The following is a 16,649-nucleotide window of genomic DNA, read 5'->3' as shown; positions in this document are numbered from 1 at the left end:
GCCCCCGGGTACCGAAGCGCCGCCTGTCTGCGCCTCCCCTCCCTTTACGAAGCCACCCGAACCGGCGGCACATGCCGTGCATGGCCATTGAGCAAGCGCGGTCCGTCGGCCAGCGGATTCCTTCACAAATGAGTGCTATAAAACTGCGACGATTCCGTGAAGGATTCCAGCGTACTGCTAAAGTGATACCACGCGTTGTCACATTCGGCCCCAGGTCAGCAATCGGGACAGAAGGTGGTATACCACGAGCGGGGGAAGCTTTTGGTGACGCGCACGCAAACGCTCTCGAACGAGGGCAGTTTTGATCTGAGTCGCGTTATCAGTGAGCGCGATGGGGGGCAGCAATGAGGTCTAAATATGATATTTGAGCCTAACACTAGCCGTTCCGTACTTCAGCGAAGAAGCAGCACCAGTATCGTTATTCAGGCCGGTCTCGATGGTCTCGCAGTGACCGGCGTCGCGTGGTATTTGATCAACTATCACATCGGCTTCGTCTCGCAGGCCTATGTCATCATGGTCCTGTTACTGCTTGGGGCGTTAGCCGTCGTCTACGACCATTATGCGATTTACCGAAGTAATGTCGGATTCGCCGTCAAAGCCTTCAAGTTGCTCAAGGCATGGACTGCCGTTTTTTGTTTTCTGGTTGCCATGGCCTTTCTAACTAAAACCGGCGAACAATATTCGCGCCTGTTGGTGGCCGAGTTGTTTGTGATTGGCTACTTCGCTCAGCTGCTTTTGCACCTTGCCACCCGCGAGTTACAGAAGAAGTTTCTGGCCCACCCCGCGCAACGGGACAACGCGCTCATCATCGGCACGGGCGAGCTGGCCAACTTCCTTCACCAGAAAATCAGTAACAACCCCTGGCTGGGTGAACGGGTGGTCGGCTCGGTCCTGATCGGGGGAAGCGATGATCAGGGAAAGGATGGATCAAAGAGTGCCCAACGCTTGACGATACTGGGTCATATTTCCGACCTTGATGAGTTGGTCGTGCAACACGCCATTCGCACCGTGTATTTCGTGACGCCCCTGGATGGTTCGCACGTCATCAAGGACGTTTACTTAAAACTGTTCGATAAACACATTTCCGTGAACTGGGTGCCGGATATCTTTTCGCTGCGCTTGATCAATCACAGTGTGCGTGAAATTGCCGGGATTCCCGTGCTGACGTTGTCTGAAACACCGCTGATGGGGCTGCGGCTGTTTCTGAAGAATCTCGAAGATAAAGTCCTGGCGTTCCTTATTCTGTTATTTGCAGCGCCGGTGCTGTTGTTAGTCGCCATTGCCATCAAGCTCGACAGTCCGGGACCGGTGTTCTTTCGCCAGGAGCGCATGGGCTGGAGCGGCGATTCCTTTCGTATCTGGAAGTTCAGGAGCATGGTTGTCCATCAGCCGGATGAAGGCGTCGTCAAGCAAGCCGAAAAGAACGATCCACGCAAAACCAGGGTGGGCGCCTTTATTCGAAAAACCAGCCTGGATGAACTACCACAGTTGTTTAACGTGTTGATGGGCGAGATGTCGCTGGTGGGACCGCGACCGCACGCTATTGCACACGATGCGCAATACTCGCCCGACATCTCGGACTACTTTGCGCGCCACAACATCAAGCCGGGCATTACCGGTCTGGCTCAGGTGCGTGGCTTTCGGGGTGAGACGAAAGATATCGAGCAGATGATCCGCCGTGTGGATTCGGACATCGAATACATCAACAACTGGTCGCTTTGGCTCGACTTCACCATTCTCGCGCGCACTGTGCTGGCCTTCTCCGGCAAGCATGCCTATTAGCCAGGCTTGAAGACTGGGGTGATCTGGAGTTGCGAGGGGTGTGATCGATTGGCGTGGCCAGCTTCGCTGGCCAGCCTCACTATGCGTTTACCGGAAACAGGTCCAGCGTTCGCTCGACCTCATCGGCGTCGATACTGAAACCATTGCCCTCTTCGGTACCCACCACAAATCCAAAGTTTTGCTGGTCGCGGTCCGTCAGGTATTTGAAAAAGCAGAGGAAACGATTAGGTGGCTGCAGCACCAGCAGTGAACCACCCGGCTGCAGTACGTTGACGCCATGGATCAGATGACTGCCCTCGATGCCCACGACGACTCTTGCCCCGGCGCAGGCCGCCACAATGGTCGGCACATCGGATTTCGCCGGATCGATGATGCGAAAACCCCTGCGGTCGCGCAGGCGTTCGGCCAGTTCCAGTTCATTGCGCAGCAAGCGCAACTCTCCCTTGTCACCGCGCAGAATGAACACCCCGGGGTGAGCGCTGGCGTTTACGTGGGACAGCAACTGGTCGCCCATCGCGCGAAAGCGCCGGTGCTTGTGGCGGTTCTGGCTGAGGTCGTCAAAGATCACCAGTTCACGGAAAAACGCATTGCGTAAACGAACCGGCGTCATCCCCAGCCAGTCTTCATAGCCGGGGGCGTGAAGTATGCCGTGCCTGGAAGTGGAAACGAGCTTGTCAGACGTCGCCGTGGTCACCGGCACGCCTTCTTCGCAGGCCATCGGATAGGTGATGCAGTCGTCCATCAACCATGAGCCAAACCATTTATTGCCGCCCGCCGTGCAATACAGCGCGCCGCGATCGATTTCGTTTTCCACGCGAATCCTGGGCAACCATCCGGAGCGAGGCGACAGCCAGGATTTGGCATTGCCCTTATAGAGCGCACCGTCGATCAACCAGGCATCTTTGAGCAGGTAGCCACGCGTCGGGCCATGTTCAACCTCGCCGATCCCTTCCATGGTGCGGCGGGGATGTTCGAAGGGATAAAAAAGATCCCCTGCCCATCCCGTCACACGCTCGAGCTGGTTGGGAAGGAAAAACGCAGGCGGAGCGATCGCCATCTCACGGGGGGCAATTTCCCATGTCTTGACGGCGACACTTTGCAGCATGAGCGACGGTTTTCGTGTCAGGCGCGTCTTCAACATGTGTTTATACGCAGCAAGACTCCACTTCGCCGGACCACCCTTTGCGACTGCATCTATATCCGACATATGAATTCAACTCTCATGTACTTATACCGAAATAGCGCTTATATCCAACACATAAAACTGCACTTACTTCGAATCCATTCAGGCGGATATAACGCATTCCATTCGGGGCGGCGACTTCAAATGACTGTAACGACCGCGCAAGGTGTCAAGAAGCGACGCTTGTGGCGGCCTGGCGCAATGGAGGTATATTTTGGACAGCCCACCAAAACCCATTTCACGATAGCGGCTTGCAATTTCTTCATCACTCGGCCCGTCAGGCAGTCCCAGATGAAGCGTCAACTCTTTGCCTTCGACTGCAAATAGCGGGGTTTCCCAAAGAAATATCGGCGTGCCCACTTTAGGCAGTCGAACAAACATATAACCGTTGTTACCCAGCGTATTGACATCCCCGCCGCGCCTTCTTTTCCATTCAAGCAGTCCATCGTCCGGACGCGCCAGGCAAATGCCGATATCGTAGTAGTCAAAACCGTTTTCAATCGCCCATTCGAGCGCCATGAAGGTGGTAATTGAATTGACTTCACGTAGTTTTTTGGCGTCGGAATACACCGTTTCGGGGTAACCAAACCGGATCGTGCTCCAGTATCGTTTGCCTCCCTTGGTGATGACACACCCCAGATGGCAAGCGACAACGTCGTCCTCCAGCAGCACCAGATCAAGCCGGCCGGCATTTTTTGCCACCCTGCGAACCTCGTGCGTGTCTATCTGCGCCGCGGCCGAACCATGCCTGGCCTTGGCATAGGGCTGAAGCATTTGCTGATCCGCACATTCAATCTCATCGTCGTTCAGCGCCTGTTTCATGCGATAGCGCAGGCGATTCTTGCGCAGGTTGCGACGCAGTTCGGTGTTGTACCTCGCGGTGATTTCGTCGAGTGACCTGCTCAGCGGCACAATGGCACTCAGGTACTGGGGCACGCGCAATGCGCCGGGAGTGGGTATTTCACTGACCAAAACCGTCGGGTTTGACGGGTCGGGTTTTAATTGGCTATCCGCGCCTGGCGCGTCCGTCCCCAAGAGCACTTTGGCGAATTCACGCTGGGTTTTCCTGCCGATATAGAGGACGTTGAAGGAACTCTCTTGCCGTAGTTTGAATTTGACAATTTCCCAGCGCCAAAAACATGCCCGACTTAGTATGTCCCGCAGCCACGAAACGGTTCTCCTTAGCTCGAAGCGTAAAGAAGGAGATATGAGCTTGCGTATTTTTGACGCTATATATTCTTTCATTTGCTCACTGGCACAGGTCGAGGAAGGTCAAATTAGTTTGCAAGTAGCTAGATGAAGACTCGAAACGAGCGTTCGACCGCCAGCCCCCTTTCAGGAAATCAAAATATTCGAGGAGTTTTTTCTGGCACAGCGTTAATGAAGACACTCAACCCAAATAGTCCGACAAGTCGGGAATACCCACAGGAGTAAAGATGCTACACCCGGGTTTTGCAAGGCAGTGATGGCCTCGTCGCCGTGTTTTTGCGCCGCGTGTTTTTACACCGGCCTCCACCCCGGATTGACCCCGCACCAGGCCAATCAGTTGGCCGCCCTTTCTCGGAATACCAGGGTTCGCAGCAGGAACATCGGGTTACCCACCACGTAACGCGTGAACAGCCGCCTGGGTTCGCTGATCAACCTGAACACCCACTCACAACCGAGGCGGCGCATCCACTGGGGGGCCCTGCTGACCTTACCGCCGAGAAAATCCAGAATCGCCCCGCCGCACACGATCAGGCAAGGCACTCCGCTGGCCGCCAGTCTCGCCGCAACGGCTTCTTGCTTGGGCATGCCCATGCCCAGAACAATCAGTTCTGGCTGATACTCCCGGGCAAGCTGGACATAGGCCTCCACTTCGGAAAATCCGTGGTGGGCCGAAACAACCTTTACGGCGTACAGCGCCTCGCTACGCTGAACAGCGCTGCTCAGATACGTTTGTTCGGTGCCCCAGAACGCCACGCGCCGGCCTTTATAGGCCGCCAGTATTTTCGGAATGAAATCCGTACCGTTCATGTTCAGTCCCGGTGCCAGGCCGAGTCTGCGCAAGAGAATGGCCATGCCGGAGCCATCGCGCAACAACACGTCGGCAGCGGACAGCGAAGCGTAATAGTCGGGGTTGGTCGCCACCAGGTTCATCGCGTGGGCGTTGACGAACCCCAGCACTGTCGACCGCTCGGGACGGGACAGGGCATCGATCAGTCCTTGTTCATCCTGATGATCATCGACCACGCGCAGCGTGCGGATAATCGTCTGCCATTTGTGCAACCAGGCCAGGGCGCGCATCAGTTGTCATCCCGTTTGGAACGCACCCACTCAACCTGGCGCTTGAGCAAGAAGCCTATGTACAAGGGGATTTTTTTCACCGCGTAGAACGGCGCATACATCAAGGCGGAGAACGAAATGATCTCGCGACCGAATTGGCTCCAGGCCAGCAGGATGGTCGCTGCCAACAGCAGCGCCCCGGTCGTGGCGATCAAGGCCGGCGCCAGGATTCCGGCCAGGAGAAAGACCAGCCATGAAAGACCCAATGCCGCCACCAGGGCCAACGTCAACAGGGCCAGCGGCGGGACCAGCAAGTCCAGGGTCATGGCCAGCAGATTCCCGTTTCCCTTGGCCATCGACTCCACCAACAACTTGGGCGTATCACCCAGGATGACCCCCAAGTGACCGTGTTCCCAACGCGTACGCTGAGTCGTCAGACCCTCTTCGCTGCGCGGAAAATAACTGGTCACCAGCGCATCGGGGCAAAACAGCGGCGGTTTGCCGCTCCGGCAGAAATCCAGGCCCATCTTCAGATCTTCGACGATGTGGCCGCTGGCCAGATCGATCAGCGGCAGATCCCGCCAGGCGAAAGCCATTCCCGTGCCCATCAATTGGCAGGGCAAACCGAGCCGGGCCCAACCTCGCGGGCGCACCCGATTCTTCACGCACCAGGCAAACTCGGCAATTTGCACTTTCAGCCCGGAACCTGCGGGAGCACGCATGAGATTCAGCGATTGTGTGGGTCGGCCCGAGTCGATGCAGCAGGTGGCCAAACGCTCGACAAAGCCATCGCTGATCTGGCAGTCGGCATCGACAATGATGATGACGTCCGGCGCTGCGCTCGCCAGGTGACGGACTCCGAAGTCCAGCGCATAACCCTTGCCCCGTTGCCGGTCGTTGCTGCGCTCCACCACTTCGGCGCCCGCCGCCCGTGCCAGCGCGGCGGTGTCGTCGGCGCAGTTGTCCGCCACCACCAGCAGGCGATCCCCTTCCAATAGCTGCGGCCCAATCGTCTTCAAGGTCGCGACGATGACCGAGGATTCATTGTGCGCCGGCACCAACACCGCGACCCGTGGCCGCGAGGATTTCGCCGACGGCAGCGACCGTGCCGGCAGCCAGGCCAGCAACACCTGGACGAACAGCACGCACACCGGGAAGACGATGAGGATCAACAATCCGCTGAACAGCCAATTAAACAAGGTGATCATGCTTGTGCCCTGAACAGGTGAGCCAACTTGGTGGCTTCGGTATCGATATCGTGTCGTTCCAGCACCCGTTGATACGCCGCCTCGCCCATCCGTTGCAGGACGTCGGCAGGTTGCGCCAGGCAATCGGCCAGCGCCGCCGCCAGCTCGTCGACGTCACCCGCGGGAAACAACCAGCCGTTCTCGCCCTGGCGCACCAGCTCGGGAATGCCCGCGACGTAGGTCGTCAGAACGGGCCGACGCAAGGCCATGGCTTCCATGATGACCACCGGCAAACCCTCGGCGAAGCTCGGCAAGACCATGGCCCGCGCCGCGAGGATTTCCGCGCGCACCTGATCGCTGCTGATCCAGCCGGTGATTCGCACCTGGGCCTGCAATTGGTACTGTGCGATCAGCGCTTCGATTTGCTCGCGCATCTCACCATCGCCGGCCAGCACGATCTCGAACGCCACGCCCCGTGCCACCAGGATGCGAGCGGCCTCAAGCAACAATAATTGGCCCTTCTGCTCACACAAACGCCCTACGCAGACCAGCCGGGGCGCGGACGGCACGGCCACCGCCGGCACATTGTGAAACGCCTGTTCCAGTCCACAGTGCACCACTTTGACCTTTGACCAATGTGCATGATCCACCCAGCGAAACAGCTGGCTGCGTCCATAAGCGCTGATGGCCGCGACAAACGCTGCACGCCGTACTTTCTCGCCCAAATGGATGAACTGCGGTTTGTCGAATTCTTCCGGGCCGTGCACGGTAAAACTGTATGCCGGCCCGCCAAGCGCGCTGGCCAGCATCACCACCTCGGTGGAGTTGGTGCCGAAATGCGCGTGCACATGCCTGGCGCCAAACGCCTGCAACCAGCTGAGCAGGCGGCACGCCTCAAGCAGGTAGACCAGATGGTAAGGCCAGGAGCGATCGGCCCGCCGCCCCATGCGCAGCGCTAACCCCAGCGCCGAAAAGAAGCGTCGCGGCTGGGCGCGCAGTACCTGCAGCGCAGGCGCCAACAGGCCTTTGACGCCGTCCTGCAGCACGTAGCGGGTTTTATCGCGTTCAGACACGTCTTCGGCATCCACCAATTCGGCATCCCAGCCCCGCAGGGCCACGCGCTGTACCTCGAAACCCTGGCGCTCCAGGGCCAGGATCTCGCGACGGATGAAGCTATGGCTGACCTTGGGGTATTGATTGATGAAATAAGCGATGCGCATGGGACCCCGGCTTAGTGGTCAGTACGGAGGGTGGTGACGGCAGGTACTTGCGCCGTGGTGCAGGAACCTTGAGCGCGATTCGCTGCAGGGCAACCTTTCAGTACCTGATCCAATTGCGCAAAGGTGCTGTCCAGAAGTTCATATCGCCTGCGGTACATGGCCCGTTTTTTTGAGGCTATCGCGTCAAGCGGCTTTCGGGACGGGGCCATGGGTATCTCGAAAAAGTCTTCGCGCTCCGACGGGGTGGCGCCATGCTCCAACCATATCGAATCATAATCAGCCAACAACTCCTGAGCCTTACTGGCGCCAAAATACGGATGACGATGGTGACGGTATCCATCGCCGACGGCATACATTTTCTGGACGCCGATATGGGCCGCGATGTACTTGATGACTTCAATCAAGAAACTTCTCGGTCGCAGGCCTTCGAACGCCTTGGTCAGGTCCCTGTAGATGCCCAGGGATTTTTCACTCTCGACACCTTTGTGTATCCCCTGCACCGCGCCGATGAACAGGCAAAGCTCACCTTCCACACGACACAAGGTGAAAGCGATCGAGGCGATGCGCAAATCCTCCTGAAACAGGTTCAGCACCAATTCCCCTTCGCGCATGAACCAGATCGGGCGATCCAGAACCAGGGAACAATGGGCAGAAAACGCCGACAAATCGCTCAGTACCAACCTGTCGTCACGCCCATAGAGCAATAACTGCGGACAGCTTTTTGTGACCACTTCGTAATGGGAGGCCAATACCCCGAGTCGGTCCCCGGCACTCCAGCTTTTACTGATGTAGGGCCAATGAACCACCCCCAGGCAATCTGCGCCGAGTCGCCTGAAACCCGCCTCGCCCAGAGCACTCGACATGCGCGACAAAAACAACTTCAGTTCGGCCCGGTTCTTCGCCACCAGCACCAGCATCTTGAGTTTGTTTTTCAATGCCCTGGGGGAATACCCGGCATGTAACGAATACATGCTTTTCAGTGCCAGCCAATCACTCATAGAAGTCTCACTTGTATTCGATCAACGCCGACTTGCCGGCGCCGAATCTGTTCAATAGAAACTTTATTTGCCCGAACATCTCGGGAAATTTCCCGAGTACGAGAAAGAAAGCCAGCCGCCATTTTTTGCCCGTCGATGCTTGACCTCGACGGGCCAGGCGCACGACTTGCAGCGGATAAACCAACAACAGCAACAGCCCGAACCATCCCGCCATCAGGCTGACAAGCACCGTCGCCAGCGGGATTCCCAACCCCCAGAACCAGGCACGGCGCGACTCACGCCGCCAATGCTGCTCCGGTGTGGCGCCATGTAAAAAAGCGCCCTCTGCAAAGGCATAACCACCGCGCAGGGTGCGCCGCCACCATTGGCCGAAGCGAGTCATGGCCGCATCGTGCAAGGTCATTTCTTCGGCCAGACGCCAGACTTTCCAGCCCTTGGCGCGCAGTCGCACACATAATTCCGGCTCTTCACCGGCAATCAGGTCCGGACGAAATCCAGACACCGAGGTGAAGGCGTCGGCCCGCATCAGCGCATCGCCACCACACGCCCTGGCCTCGCCTATCGGCGTGTCCCATTCCAGATCACACATGAAGTTGTATATCGAATGTTGCGGATAACGTTCACGGCGCCGTCCACAGACCACCGCCACCTGCGGTTGCGCATCCAGAAAGGCCTGCGCCCGGGGCAGCCAGCCAGCGACGACCTCGCAATCACCATCGACGAACTGCACATAACGCACTTGCGGCAATAAACGTTGCACGCAGGCGAATCCTTCGTTGCGCGCACGCGCAGCGGTGAAGGGAATCGCCATGTCCAGCTCGACCACCTCGACGCCGAGCCCGCGCGCCATCTGTACGGAGCCATCGGTCGAGCCGGAATCGACATACACAATCTGCTGCGCCATACCGAGCAGCGAAGCCAGGCACCGCTGCAATCGCGGCCCCTCATTGCGACCGATCACAACGACGCCGATGCCGGTGGCCATGACGTTCAAGAGCATTCCCTGGCGGGTGCGCCCTGCCGGGTCTTGATCGTCGCAGGCACCCCCACTGCAATCGAGTTATCCGGTACATCGATCAGCACCACGGCATTGGCCCCGATCACCACATTGTTGCCAATGCGTATATTGCCCAGCACCTTGGCACCGGTGCCGATGTCGACATTGTTGCCGAACACCGGGGCAATCGGATCGTTGACGTTCTTGAGCCCCACGACCACGCCATTGCGAATACGGCAGTCATCGCCGAACTGCGCATAACCACTGATTACGATGCCGCCGAAATGGTCGATGACGAAGTTGCGCCCGACCACCACCTCGCACGGCAATTCGATGCCCGTGATGATCTGCACGAATTTAAAGAGCACTTTGTAGATAAAGGAAAACACTTTGCGCAATGGCGCGGGACGTACGCCGTAGCGCCAGCGTCCGAAGCGATAAACCAACATCACCCAGAAACCCTGGGCGGCCCAATCACCCGCATATGCACGCAAGTCCGCACGTATGTTTTCGAACATGGTTTATCTACCGTGTTGGTTGGGTTGCGAGTTTTGTTTCACCCAGCAGCGCCCAGGTCACACGCGCATGCTGCCAGCATGCCCCGATGGCGGCACGGCCGCGGCCCTTCAACAGTGCCTTGAGCGCCAGAATCAGATCGCCCAGGCTGACCAGCAGCATGTGCCCGGCCAGCCCGGACAGACCGTGATGTTTGCGGAAATACAACAGCTCGCTTTCGATTTGCAGCTTGGGAATTTGTCGACTGGCGCTGTTGAGTTCGTCAACGGACTTGGCGCTTTCACCACCGATATGCACCACGGTGGTATGCGGGTAATACACCACTTTCCAGCCCGCCTGCTTGACCCGTTTGCAGTGGTCGACCTCTTCGTAATAGAGAAAGTAGCGCGGATCGAACAGGCCAACCTTGTCGATGACTTCGCGTCGGATCAGGTAGTAACACCCCGGCACCCAGTCGCATTCACGTACCGAGTCATGGTCCCAGGTCATGTCGTCGACCTTCTTCACACCAGGAAAAAAACGCTCCAGCCCGGTGCGTGCCAGGAAGACATTCAACGGCGTCGGGAAATAGCGGCAGGAGGGTTGCAAATCGCCCTCACGCCCGACCAATCGAACGCCCAGGACCCCACAATCCGGATGAGCCTCCATGTACTCGAGGGTCTTGCTCAGGGTATCGGCGGCAACGAAGGCGTCGGTGTTGAGCAATAACGCGTACTTGCCTTGCAGGTGCTCGACGAGTTGATTGTTGGCACGACCAAAACCGACATTCGTATGATTGGCCAGTTGCAATGCCTCTGGACAAACACTGGCCAGACGCTCCAGCGAATTATCCGCAGAGGCATTGTCCACCACCAGATAACGCGTGCGTTGCGTGTCGTTTGACTGACGCAACGCATTAAACATCGGCTGCAACAAAGAGGCTGTGTTGTAGTTAACGACCAATACATCGAGGTCGGCACTAACCATTGGGTTGTTCGCCAAAAAAATACTCTGCGCGCATCGCCTGCAGCTTCGGTTCCAGTTCCGGGTCAAACAAACCGTCGCGATTCTCGATCAGGTCAATCCATGGGTACTCGGCGCAACGCTCTTTGATATTTTTCACCAGCGTTTCCATCGTACAGATAACCCTGGCTGGATTACCCCCGACCACCATCCCGGGCGGAACGTCTCTCAATACAACAGCGCCGGCGGCCACCACCGAATCAGGACCAATCGTTACGCGCGGCATGACGATGGCACCGTGGCCGACAAAGGAATTGGCCCGGATATCGACGCCACCGACAGAGTCGAGCTTCGTTCCGTCACGCGCGTTGATGACATGGACGATGCCATCGTGGCCGAATATTGTGCAGTCGGATAAACCTACGTTGTCACCGAGTCGAAGCATCGCCGGGTCGGTGATGTTGCACCCCAGGTTGATCCAGGCGCCTTTGCCGACGGAGTGCAGTCCTCCCCAACGCCCCATGTGCTGGGCCCATTCATACCCGTCAGGTTTACAAAACTTTTTATAGAGTGAGGTGCCACGCCCTGTTGTTCTGGCGTAATGAGCAATAGCGCGTTTTAGTAGACCAATCATCCTGTCAGCCTCAAATTCAGCGATATACATCTGTGCCAGGGTTCATACACCCTGATTCTTTATTACCACTACTCTAAGCGTAGCCCCCTCCTAAAAAATCAACTCGGAAAATCGATAAACTCTCCTGTTCCGGAATACCTTCCCACCGCGGGGCCCATTTCCTGGTTGAGATGATCGGCCAGCCTCAGCGCCAGTTGCAGCAGGGGCATCGTCGGGTTGCAGGCACCGCCGGTAGCGAAGACGCTGCTGCCCGCAACATGAAGATTCTCGACCCCGAACACCTTGCAGTTTTCGTCGACAACGCCAAATTCAGGCGAGGCCGCCATCCGTGTGGTTCCCATATGGTGGGCATGGGGATTGACCTTCAGCGGCAAATCGACGTCATAAACGCACGCATCCAGCTTGACGAAGCCCAGCCCCGTGTCGGCAAAACACTTGGCCACTTCGAGCCCTATGGACTTGACGGTATTTCTGTCTACCGGGGTCAGTTCCCAGTGAATGTTCACTTTTTTCATGCCCAACGCATCGCGCTCTTCGAGTAACGCGATGCGGCTATTGGGGTTGGGGAATTGCTCGATCAGCGTGCCGAGTACCCCGTCCCCCGGGCAATCGAATTTGGTAATGAACTCGATCTTGTGCGCCGCCCCGATGTCACAGATGAGATTCTCGAAAAAGTCCTTGATCGCCGCCGTTCGCCCATAGGCTTTCACCTCGGATACAAGCGAGGCCGTCACATTGCCCTTTCCCGATTCGTGCTCCTTCACGAAGGCGTCCGTCGTGAAGTACTGCCGGGCTTCGGTACCCTGCCCGTCCTTCAGAATGAAAGTGCCCATTTCTACGTTCAGATGCTCCATGAAGCATCTGCCGACCAATCCGTCCTTCTTTACGATACCGCCAGCGGTCAGGGACTCACTGTTGAGCAACTGCCTGGCATTCTCGATCGCGCCTGTTGCCAGAATGAAGTGACTGGCCCTGACTCGCTCCTGATGCAACTGGTAGTCCGAGACGAGGATCGTCTCGATGCGGCCGGTCTTGCTATCGAACTCCAGATCGACGCAGTTGCAGTTGATGAAGACATCAAGCCCTTCTGTCTCATTGAGCTCCTTGGCGTATTTCTGTGCAAATCGCGTCGGTGGGCTGAGCAGGAAACGATCGGCTTCGAAGTCTTGGCCATCCAGGTTGGCATTGATTGCCTTGAATCCGGAGTTCGGCGGGAGATCGACAATATCCATGGCCGCCGCCAGATTGCGTTCGATCTCGGAAAACGCGATGGGCCAGCCGGGCAGGTGCACGGGAGGACCCACGGCAAAGTCCGAGCGCTCGAATGGACGGCATCGTCCCGCCCAGTGATTGGAGGTACCGCCCAGAAAGCGCAGGCGTGTTTCCTGTGCGTAGACTTCAAGGCCTGTAGACGGGCACTGGTAGAGGTTCTGCGAAGCCGGTGAATACTCGTGCCCACCGCCTTCGATAAGCACGACATGCCGCCCATTACCGGCTAGACGCAAGGCCAGCGTAATGCCGGCCGGCCCTGCGCCGATAATGCAGATGTCATAGTGATCGCGGAGTTCTTTCTGCGATTGGTAATCTTTGATCATGATTTTGCTGGCCAAAAATGCTGGGCAGGCAACACCCATCCGTTGATCACAACAAACTCGGATTTGGCGGCTGCAGGCCGGGCAACCGTTTCGGAAAATCCAATAGCGAGCCCCCCGAGACTCAATAGGGCAAACGCCTGAAGGAAGCCCCTGCGCCCCATCACAGAGGTATTCAAATCAGTTTCTCTCATGATTCAAAGCTCCACGACATCGAGATTGCGTTGGAATTTCAACTACACACCAAGGCCACAATTTATTGGCGCCAACCATCAATACCTCAATGGCGACGTCGTGCCACAGCAATGGATTCAACAAGAGAGATAGATCAAATCAAAGCCACTTGGCAAGGCCCGTCAATAGCTCCCCGCACAAAGCCCCCACAGCAAGCATAGGCAACACCACAAGCTCGCGCTTGAGGCTGAACAACCCCAGACGATAGTTCACGTAAAACACCAGGATAAGCGTAGGGAACGTGTGCAGGGCGACCCCCCAGATCGCGTACTTGACCCCGCCAATGGCCAGCAGCAAAGGCACCAGCACCCACAACGAGACCACGCGAATAATGTTGTCCATGGCCTGGTATTTGGTGTGCCCCAAGGCAATCCAGATCTGATTCGCCACCATGTAGCGCATGGTGAAAAAGGAGAGTGAGAGGATCGCCAGCATGTCGCCGGCCTGGGCGTAACGCTCATCGTATAAAACCCTGATAAGCAGCGGGCTGCCAGTCAGGAACAGTCCGCAGAAAAACAGGCAGGCGAGATCGAACATCATTTTCAAGCGGAAGTACAACGCGTGGAGCCGTGCGGTGTCATGGGTTCTTGAAGCCTCACTGAAGGCTGGCAGGGCCACCGCTCCGACTATCCTTTGCAACCCAAGCTGAACGGCTCCCAAAATCAGTACGGCGATAGAGTAAACGCCCAGTTCGCTGGCCGTCATGCTGCCACCGAACCAGACACGGTCGCCGTACATGGCCAGCACGCCCACTGCCGATGACAACAAGATCCAGCGACCAAAGCCGACCAATTCATCGAGCGCAGCACGTTCCCACCGTAGACGGTTGGACGGGCCCTCGAACCAGATATGCCCCAGCAATGTGTTGACCAGCGATTGCACCAGACCGGCCACCACCAGCGACCAGATGGACCGGGTGAGGTAACCGACCACCAGCATGACCAACAACCCGACGACCTGGGAGGCAAACTCGGTGAGTACCACTTTCTTTTGCTGGAAGGCGCGCACTGCCAGGTCGACTTTCGTCGACTGAAAACCAACGATGATTGCCGAGAAACCGGTCACCGCCAACACCAGCGGCAACTCGGGTGCGGCGTAGGTGGAATCGACCGCCCAAAGATTGAGGCTCTGTGCAAACCAGGCGAGGGCTGCGAGCGCAAGCGTCGAAGCGAAGAGGATAAAGCCACGCAGGATTTGCACGGTCCAGATGGTATTGAGAAACACCGGATCGTCGCCACGCGGGCTCTGAATGATGTTCTGGCGCAAGCCGACATCGGACAACAAATGCAGCACCAGCGAAACGGTGATGGCGATCAACATGATGCCGAACATCTCCGGCATCAGCAGACGGGCCATGATCAGGTTGCCGCCCAAGCGGAAGGCTTGTGACGTAACCAGAGCCCCCAGATTCCAGACCCCAGCAGAGATTGCTCGCCCACGAAGGCGGGATGATGGCGAGAAATCAGCTAGCGACATAACATCAACTCCGGACTCAATGGCACGAAAGGTACTATAGTCGCATTTGGCCATTCCACTAGCCTTCGCTCATCAATCAATAAGTCCAATCGCCCATGCCTGAGCACTTACGAGCGTTAATCGTCATTCTGGTCCTTGCCGGCGTTGTGTTTTTCATGGCGCGTCGGCCGGCAGAAGACCTGATCCCCGCCCGACACTTCACGCGTCGGCGCAATCTGTGGTTCGCATTGACGCTACTGGCCTTTTTTGCGCACAGTTTCTGGCTGTACGCCGGCATCGCCGCGATCATTTTGACCGTCGCGCAGAAACGCGAACGCAACCCTGTCGCGCTGTTTTTCATGCTGCTGTTTCTCATGCCGCCATCGGGAGCGGAGATCCCCGGCTTCGGCGTGGTCAACTATTTCTTTGTCCTTAACCATGTTCGCCTGCTGGCGTTTTTTGTGCTGCTGCCGGCTTTCCTGGCGTTGCGCAGGCGACCGGACACAATCCCTTTCGGACGCACCTGGCCTGACAAACTGTTGGCCGCCAACATCGTGCTGACAAGCCTGCTCTATTTGCGCGAAACGACCGTCACCGACGCGTTGCGCCAGACGCTCTATCTGTTCATCGAAGTGTTTCTGCCCTACTACGTTGCCAGCCGGGCGCTGAGGAACCTCAGCGACTTCAAGGACGCTCTGTTTGCATTTGTAGTCGCCGCCATGGTGATGTCGCTTATTGGCCTCTTCGAATATTCTCGTAACTGGCTGCTCTACAGCGCGCTGAACAATGCCTTGGGCATGCAATGGGATATGTCCACTTACCTGACTCGCGGCGGCTCATTACGCGCCAGCGTCACCACCGGACAGGCCATTGCACTGGGCTTCGTCATCAGTGTGGCCAGCGGGCTGTACCTGTACTTGCAGGAAGATGTACGCAGTCGGCTGCAAAGAGGCCTGGGCGCGCTGTTGCTCGCCGGCGGTCTGTACGCGCCGCTGTCGCGGGGTCCCTGGGTCGGTACCGCCGTCATGATCGTCGTGTTCATCGGCACCGGTCGCAAGGCCGTCAAACGACTGATGCTGCTGGCGCTCGCCGGAGTTCTCGCCCTTCCGTTGCTGGCCGTCGTACCGGGCGGACAAAAAGTGCTCGATCTGCTTCCTTTCATCGGCACGGTAGAGGCCGAGAACATCACGTATCGGCAACAGTTGATCGATAACGCCATGATCGTTATCCAGCGCAACCCGTGGCTGGGCTCATTCGATTACCGCAGCACACCGGAGATGCAGTCCTTGACCCAGGGTCAGGGGATCATCGATATCGTGAACACCTATATCGGCATAGCCCTGTCGGTGGGATTGATTGGATTGATGCTGTTCGTGTGTTTTTTCGCCGCAGTTCTGCTTGGCATCCGCAAAGGGATGCGCTCGTTCTCCAACAAAGATGATGAGGCACGCCGACTTGGGCGTGCACTCCTGGCGACACTGGCCGGGATCCTGATCACCATCGTGACCGTCAGCAGTATCACCGTCATCCCCGTGGTGTATTGGTCGATAGCCGGACTGGGCGTGGCCTACGCGCAGATGGCCCGCAGGCTCAGGCAGACCTCGACGGCGGTCTCGGCGAGCGCCCATCTCCAACTCAGGTAGA

Annotated in this window: 15 protein-coding genes; 2 read left to right on the top strand and 13 right to left on the bottom strand. The window is 57.4% G+C overall.

The window, feature by feature from the left end:
* The first annotated feature begins 357 nt into the window (after window positions 1-357).
* On the top strand, window positions 358-1,782 hold the full coding sequence (locus ACX3YD_RS11145; protein WP_047530412.1) for an undecaprenyl-phosphate glucose phosphotransferase: 1,425 nt from the start codon (window positions 358-360) through the stop codon (window positions 1,780-1,782).
* Between the two features lie 79 nt (window positions 1,783-1,861).
* Here the strand turns inward: ACX3YD_RS11145 and ACX3YD_RS11140 are convergent, their stop codons facing one another.
* The 13 genes from ACX3YD_RS11140 to ACX3YD_RS11080 form a co-directional block, all read right to left on the bottom strand.
* Window positions 1,862-2,989, bottom strand: a complete 1,128-nt coding sequence (locus ACX3YD_RS11140; protein ID WP_458959947.1) for a glycosyltransferase 61 family protein — start codon at window positions 2,987-2,989, stop codon at window positions 1,862-1,864.
* Between the two features lie 78 nt (window positions 2,990-3,067).
* Window positions 3,068-4,210 (bottom strand): hypothetical protein, encoded by a 1,143-nt coding sequence (locus ACX3YD_RS11135; protein ID WP_458959946.1) that lies wholly within the window; start codon window positions 4,208-4,210, stop codon window positions 3,068-3,070.
* Window positions 4,211-4,507: 297 nt separating this feature from the next.
* Complete coding sequence (locus ACX3YD_RS11130; RefSeq protein ID WP_458959945.1) at window positions 4,508-5,251, bottom strand: WecB/TagA/CpsF family glycosyltransferase; 744 nt, start codon at window positions 5,249-5,251, stop codon at window positions 4,508-4,510.
* A complete protein-coding gene (locus tag ACX3YD_RS11125; RefSeq protein ID WP_458959944.1) occupies window positions 5,251-6,438 on the bottom strand; it encodes a glycosyltransferase family 2 protein in 1,188 nt (395 codons plus the stop codon). Before ACX3YD_RS11125 ends, ACX3YD_RS11130 begins: the two co-directional genes overlap by 1 nt.
* Entirely contained in the window at window positions 6,435-7,637 is a 1,203-nt protein-coding gene (locus ACX3YD_RS11120; RefSeq protein ID WP_458959943.1) for a glycosyltransferase, read from the bottom strand. Before ACX3YD_RS11120 ends, ACX3YD_RS11125 begins: the two co-directional genes overlap by 4 nt.
* Before the next feature lie 11 nt (window positions 7,638-7,648).
* Entirely contained in the window at window positions 7,649-8,635 is a 987-nt protein-coding gene (locus tag ACX3YD_RS11115) for a VirK/YbjX family protein (protein WP_103405019.1), read from the bottom strand.
* Between the two features lie 7 nt (window positions 8,636-8,642).
* Window positions 8,643-9,620, bottom strand: coding sequence for a glycosyltransferase family 2 protein (locus ACX3YD_RS11110; RefSeq protein WP_458960407.1), 978 nt, complete (start codon window positions 9,618-9,620; stop codon window positions 8,643-8,645).
* A 5-nt stretch (window positions 9,621-9,625) separates the two neighbouring features.
* Window positions 9,626-10,150, bottom strand: coding sequence for a serine O-acetyltransferase (locus tag ACX3YD_RS11105; RefSeq protein ID WP_103405020.1), 525 nt, complete (start codon window positions 10,148-10,150; stop codon window positions 9,626-9,628).
* Between the two features lie 7 nt (window positions 10,151-10,157).
* Window positions 10,158-11,114 (bottom strand): glycosyltransferase family 2 protein, encoded by a 957-nt coding sequence (locus ACX3YD_RS11100; RefSeq protein WP_103405021.1) that lies wholly within the window; start codon window positions 11,112-11,114, stop codon window positions 10,158-10,160.
* Window positions 11,107-11,724, bottom strand: a complete 618-nt coding sequence (locus ACX3YD_RS11095) for an acyltransferase (protein WP_047538850.1) — start codon at window positions 11,722-11,724, stop codon at window positions 11,107-11,109. The genes ACX3YD_RS11100 and ACX3YD_RS11095 overlap by 8 nt, the downstream gene beginning before the upstream one ends.
* A gap of 98 nt (window positions 11,725-11,822) precedes the next feature.
* Window positions 11,823-13,319, bottom strand: a complete 1,497-nt coding sequence (locus tag ACX3YD_RS11090) for an FAD-dependent oxidoreductase (protein ID WP_103405022.1) — start codon at window positions 13,317-13,319, stop codon at window positions 11,823-11,825.
* Window positions 13,316-13,510: a hypothetical protein gene (locus ACX3YD_RS11085; RefSeq protein ID WP_458959942.1), complete on the bottom strand. Its 195-nt coding sequence runs from the start codon at window positions 13,508-13,510 to the stop codon at window positions 13,316-13,318. The genes ACX3YD_RS11090 and ACX3YD_RS11085 overlap by 4 nt, the downstream gene beginning before the upstream one ends.
* A 139-nt stretch (window positions 13,511-13,649) precedes the next feature.
* Window positions 13,650-15,026: an oligosaccharide flippase family protein gene (locus ACX3YD_RS11080; protein ID WP_090462875.1), complete on the bottom strand. Its 1,377-nt coding sequence runs from the start codon at window positions 15,024-15,026 to the stop codon at window positions 13,650-13,652.
* 95 nt (window positions 15,027-15,121) lie between these two features.
* Between ACX3YD_RS11080 and ACX3YD_RS11075 the strand changes: the two genes are divergently transcribed.
* Window positions 15,122-16,648 carry an O-antigen ligase family protein gene (locus ACX3YD_RS11075; RefSeq protein ID WP_103405024.1) on the top strand — a complete coding sequence of 509 codons (1,527 nt, stop codon included), beginning with the start codon at window positions 15,122-15,124 and terminating at the stop codon, window positions 16,646-16,648.
* Window position 16,649: the final 1 nt, after the last annotated feature.

The organism is Pseudomonas fluorescens group sp. PF-1, assembly GCF_054481335.1.
Note: the sequence above shows the minus strand (reverse complement) of the source record. Positions and strands in the feature narration are given on the sequence as shown.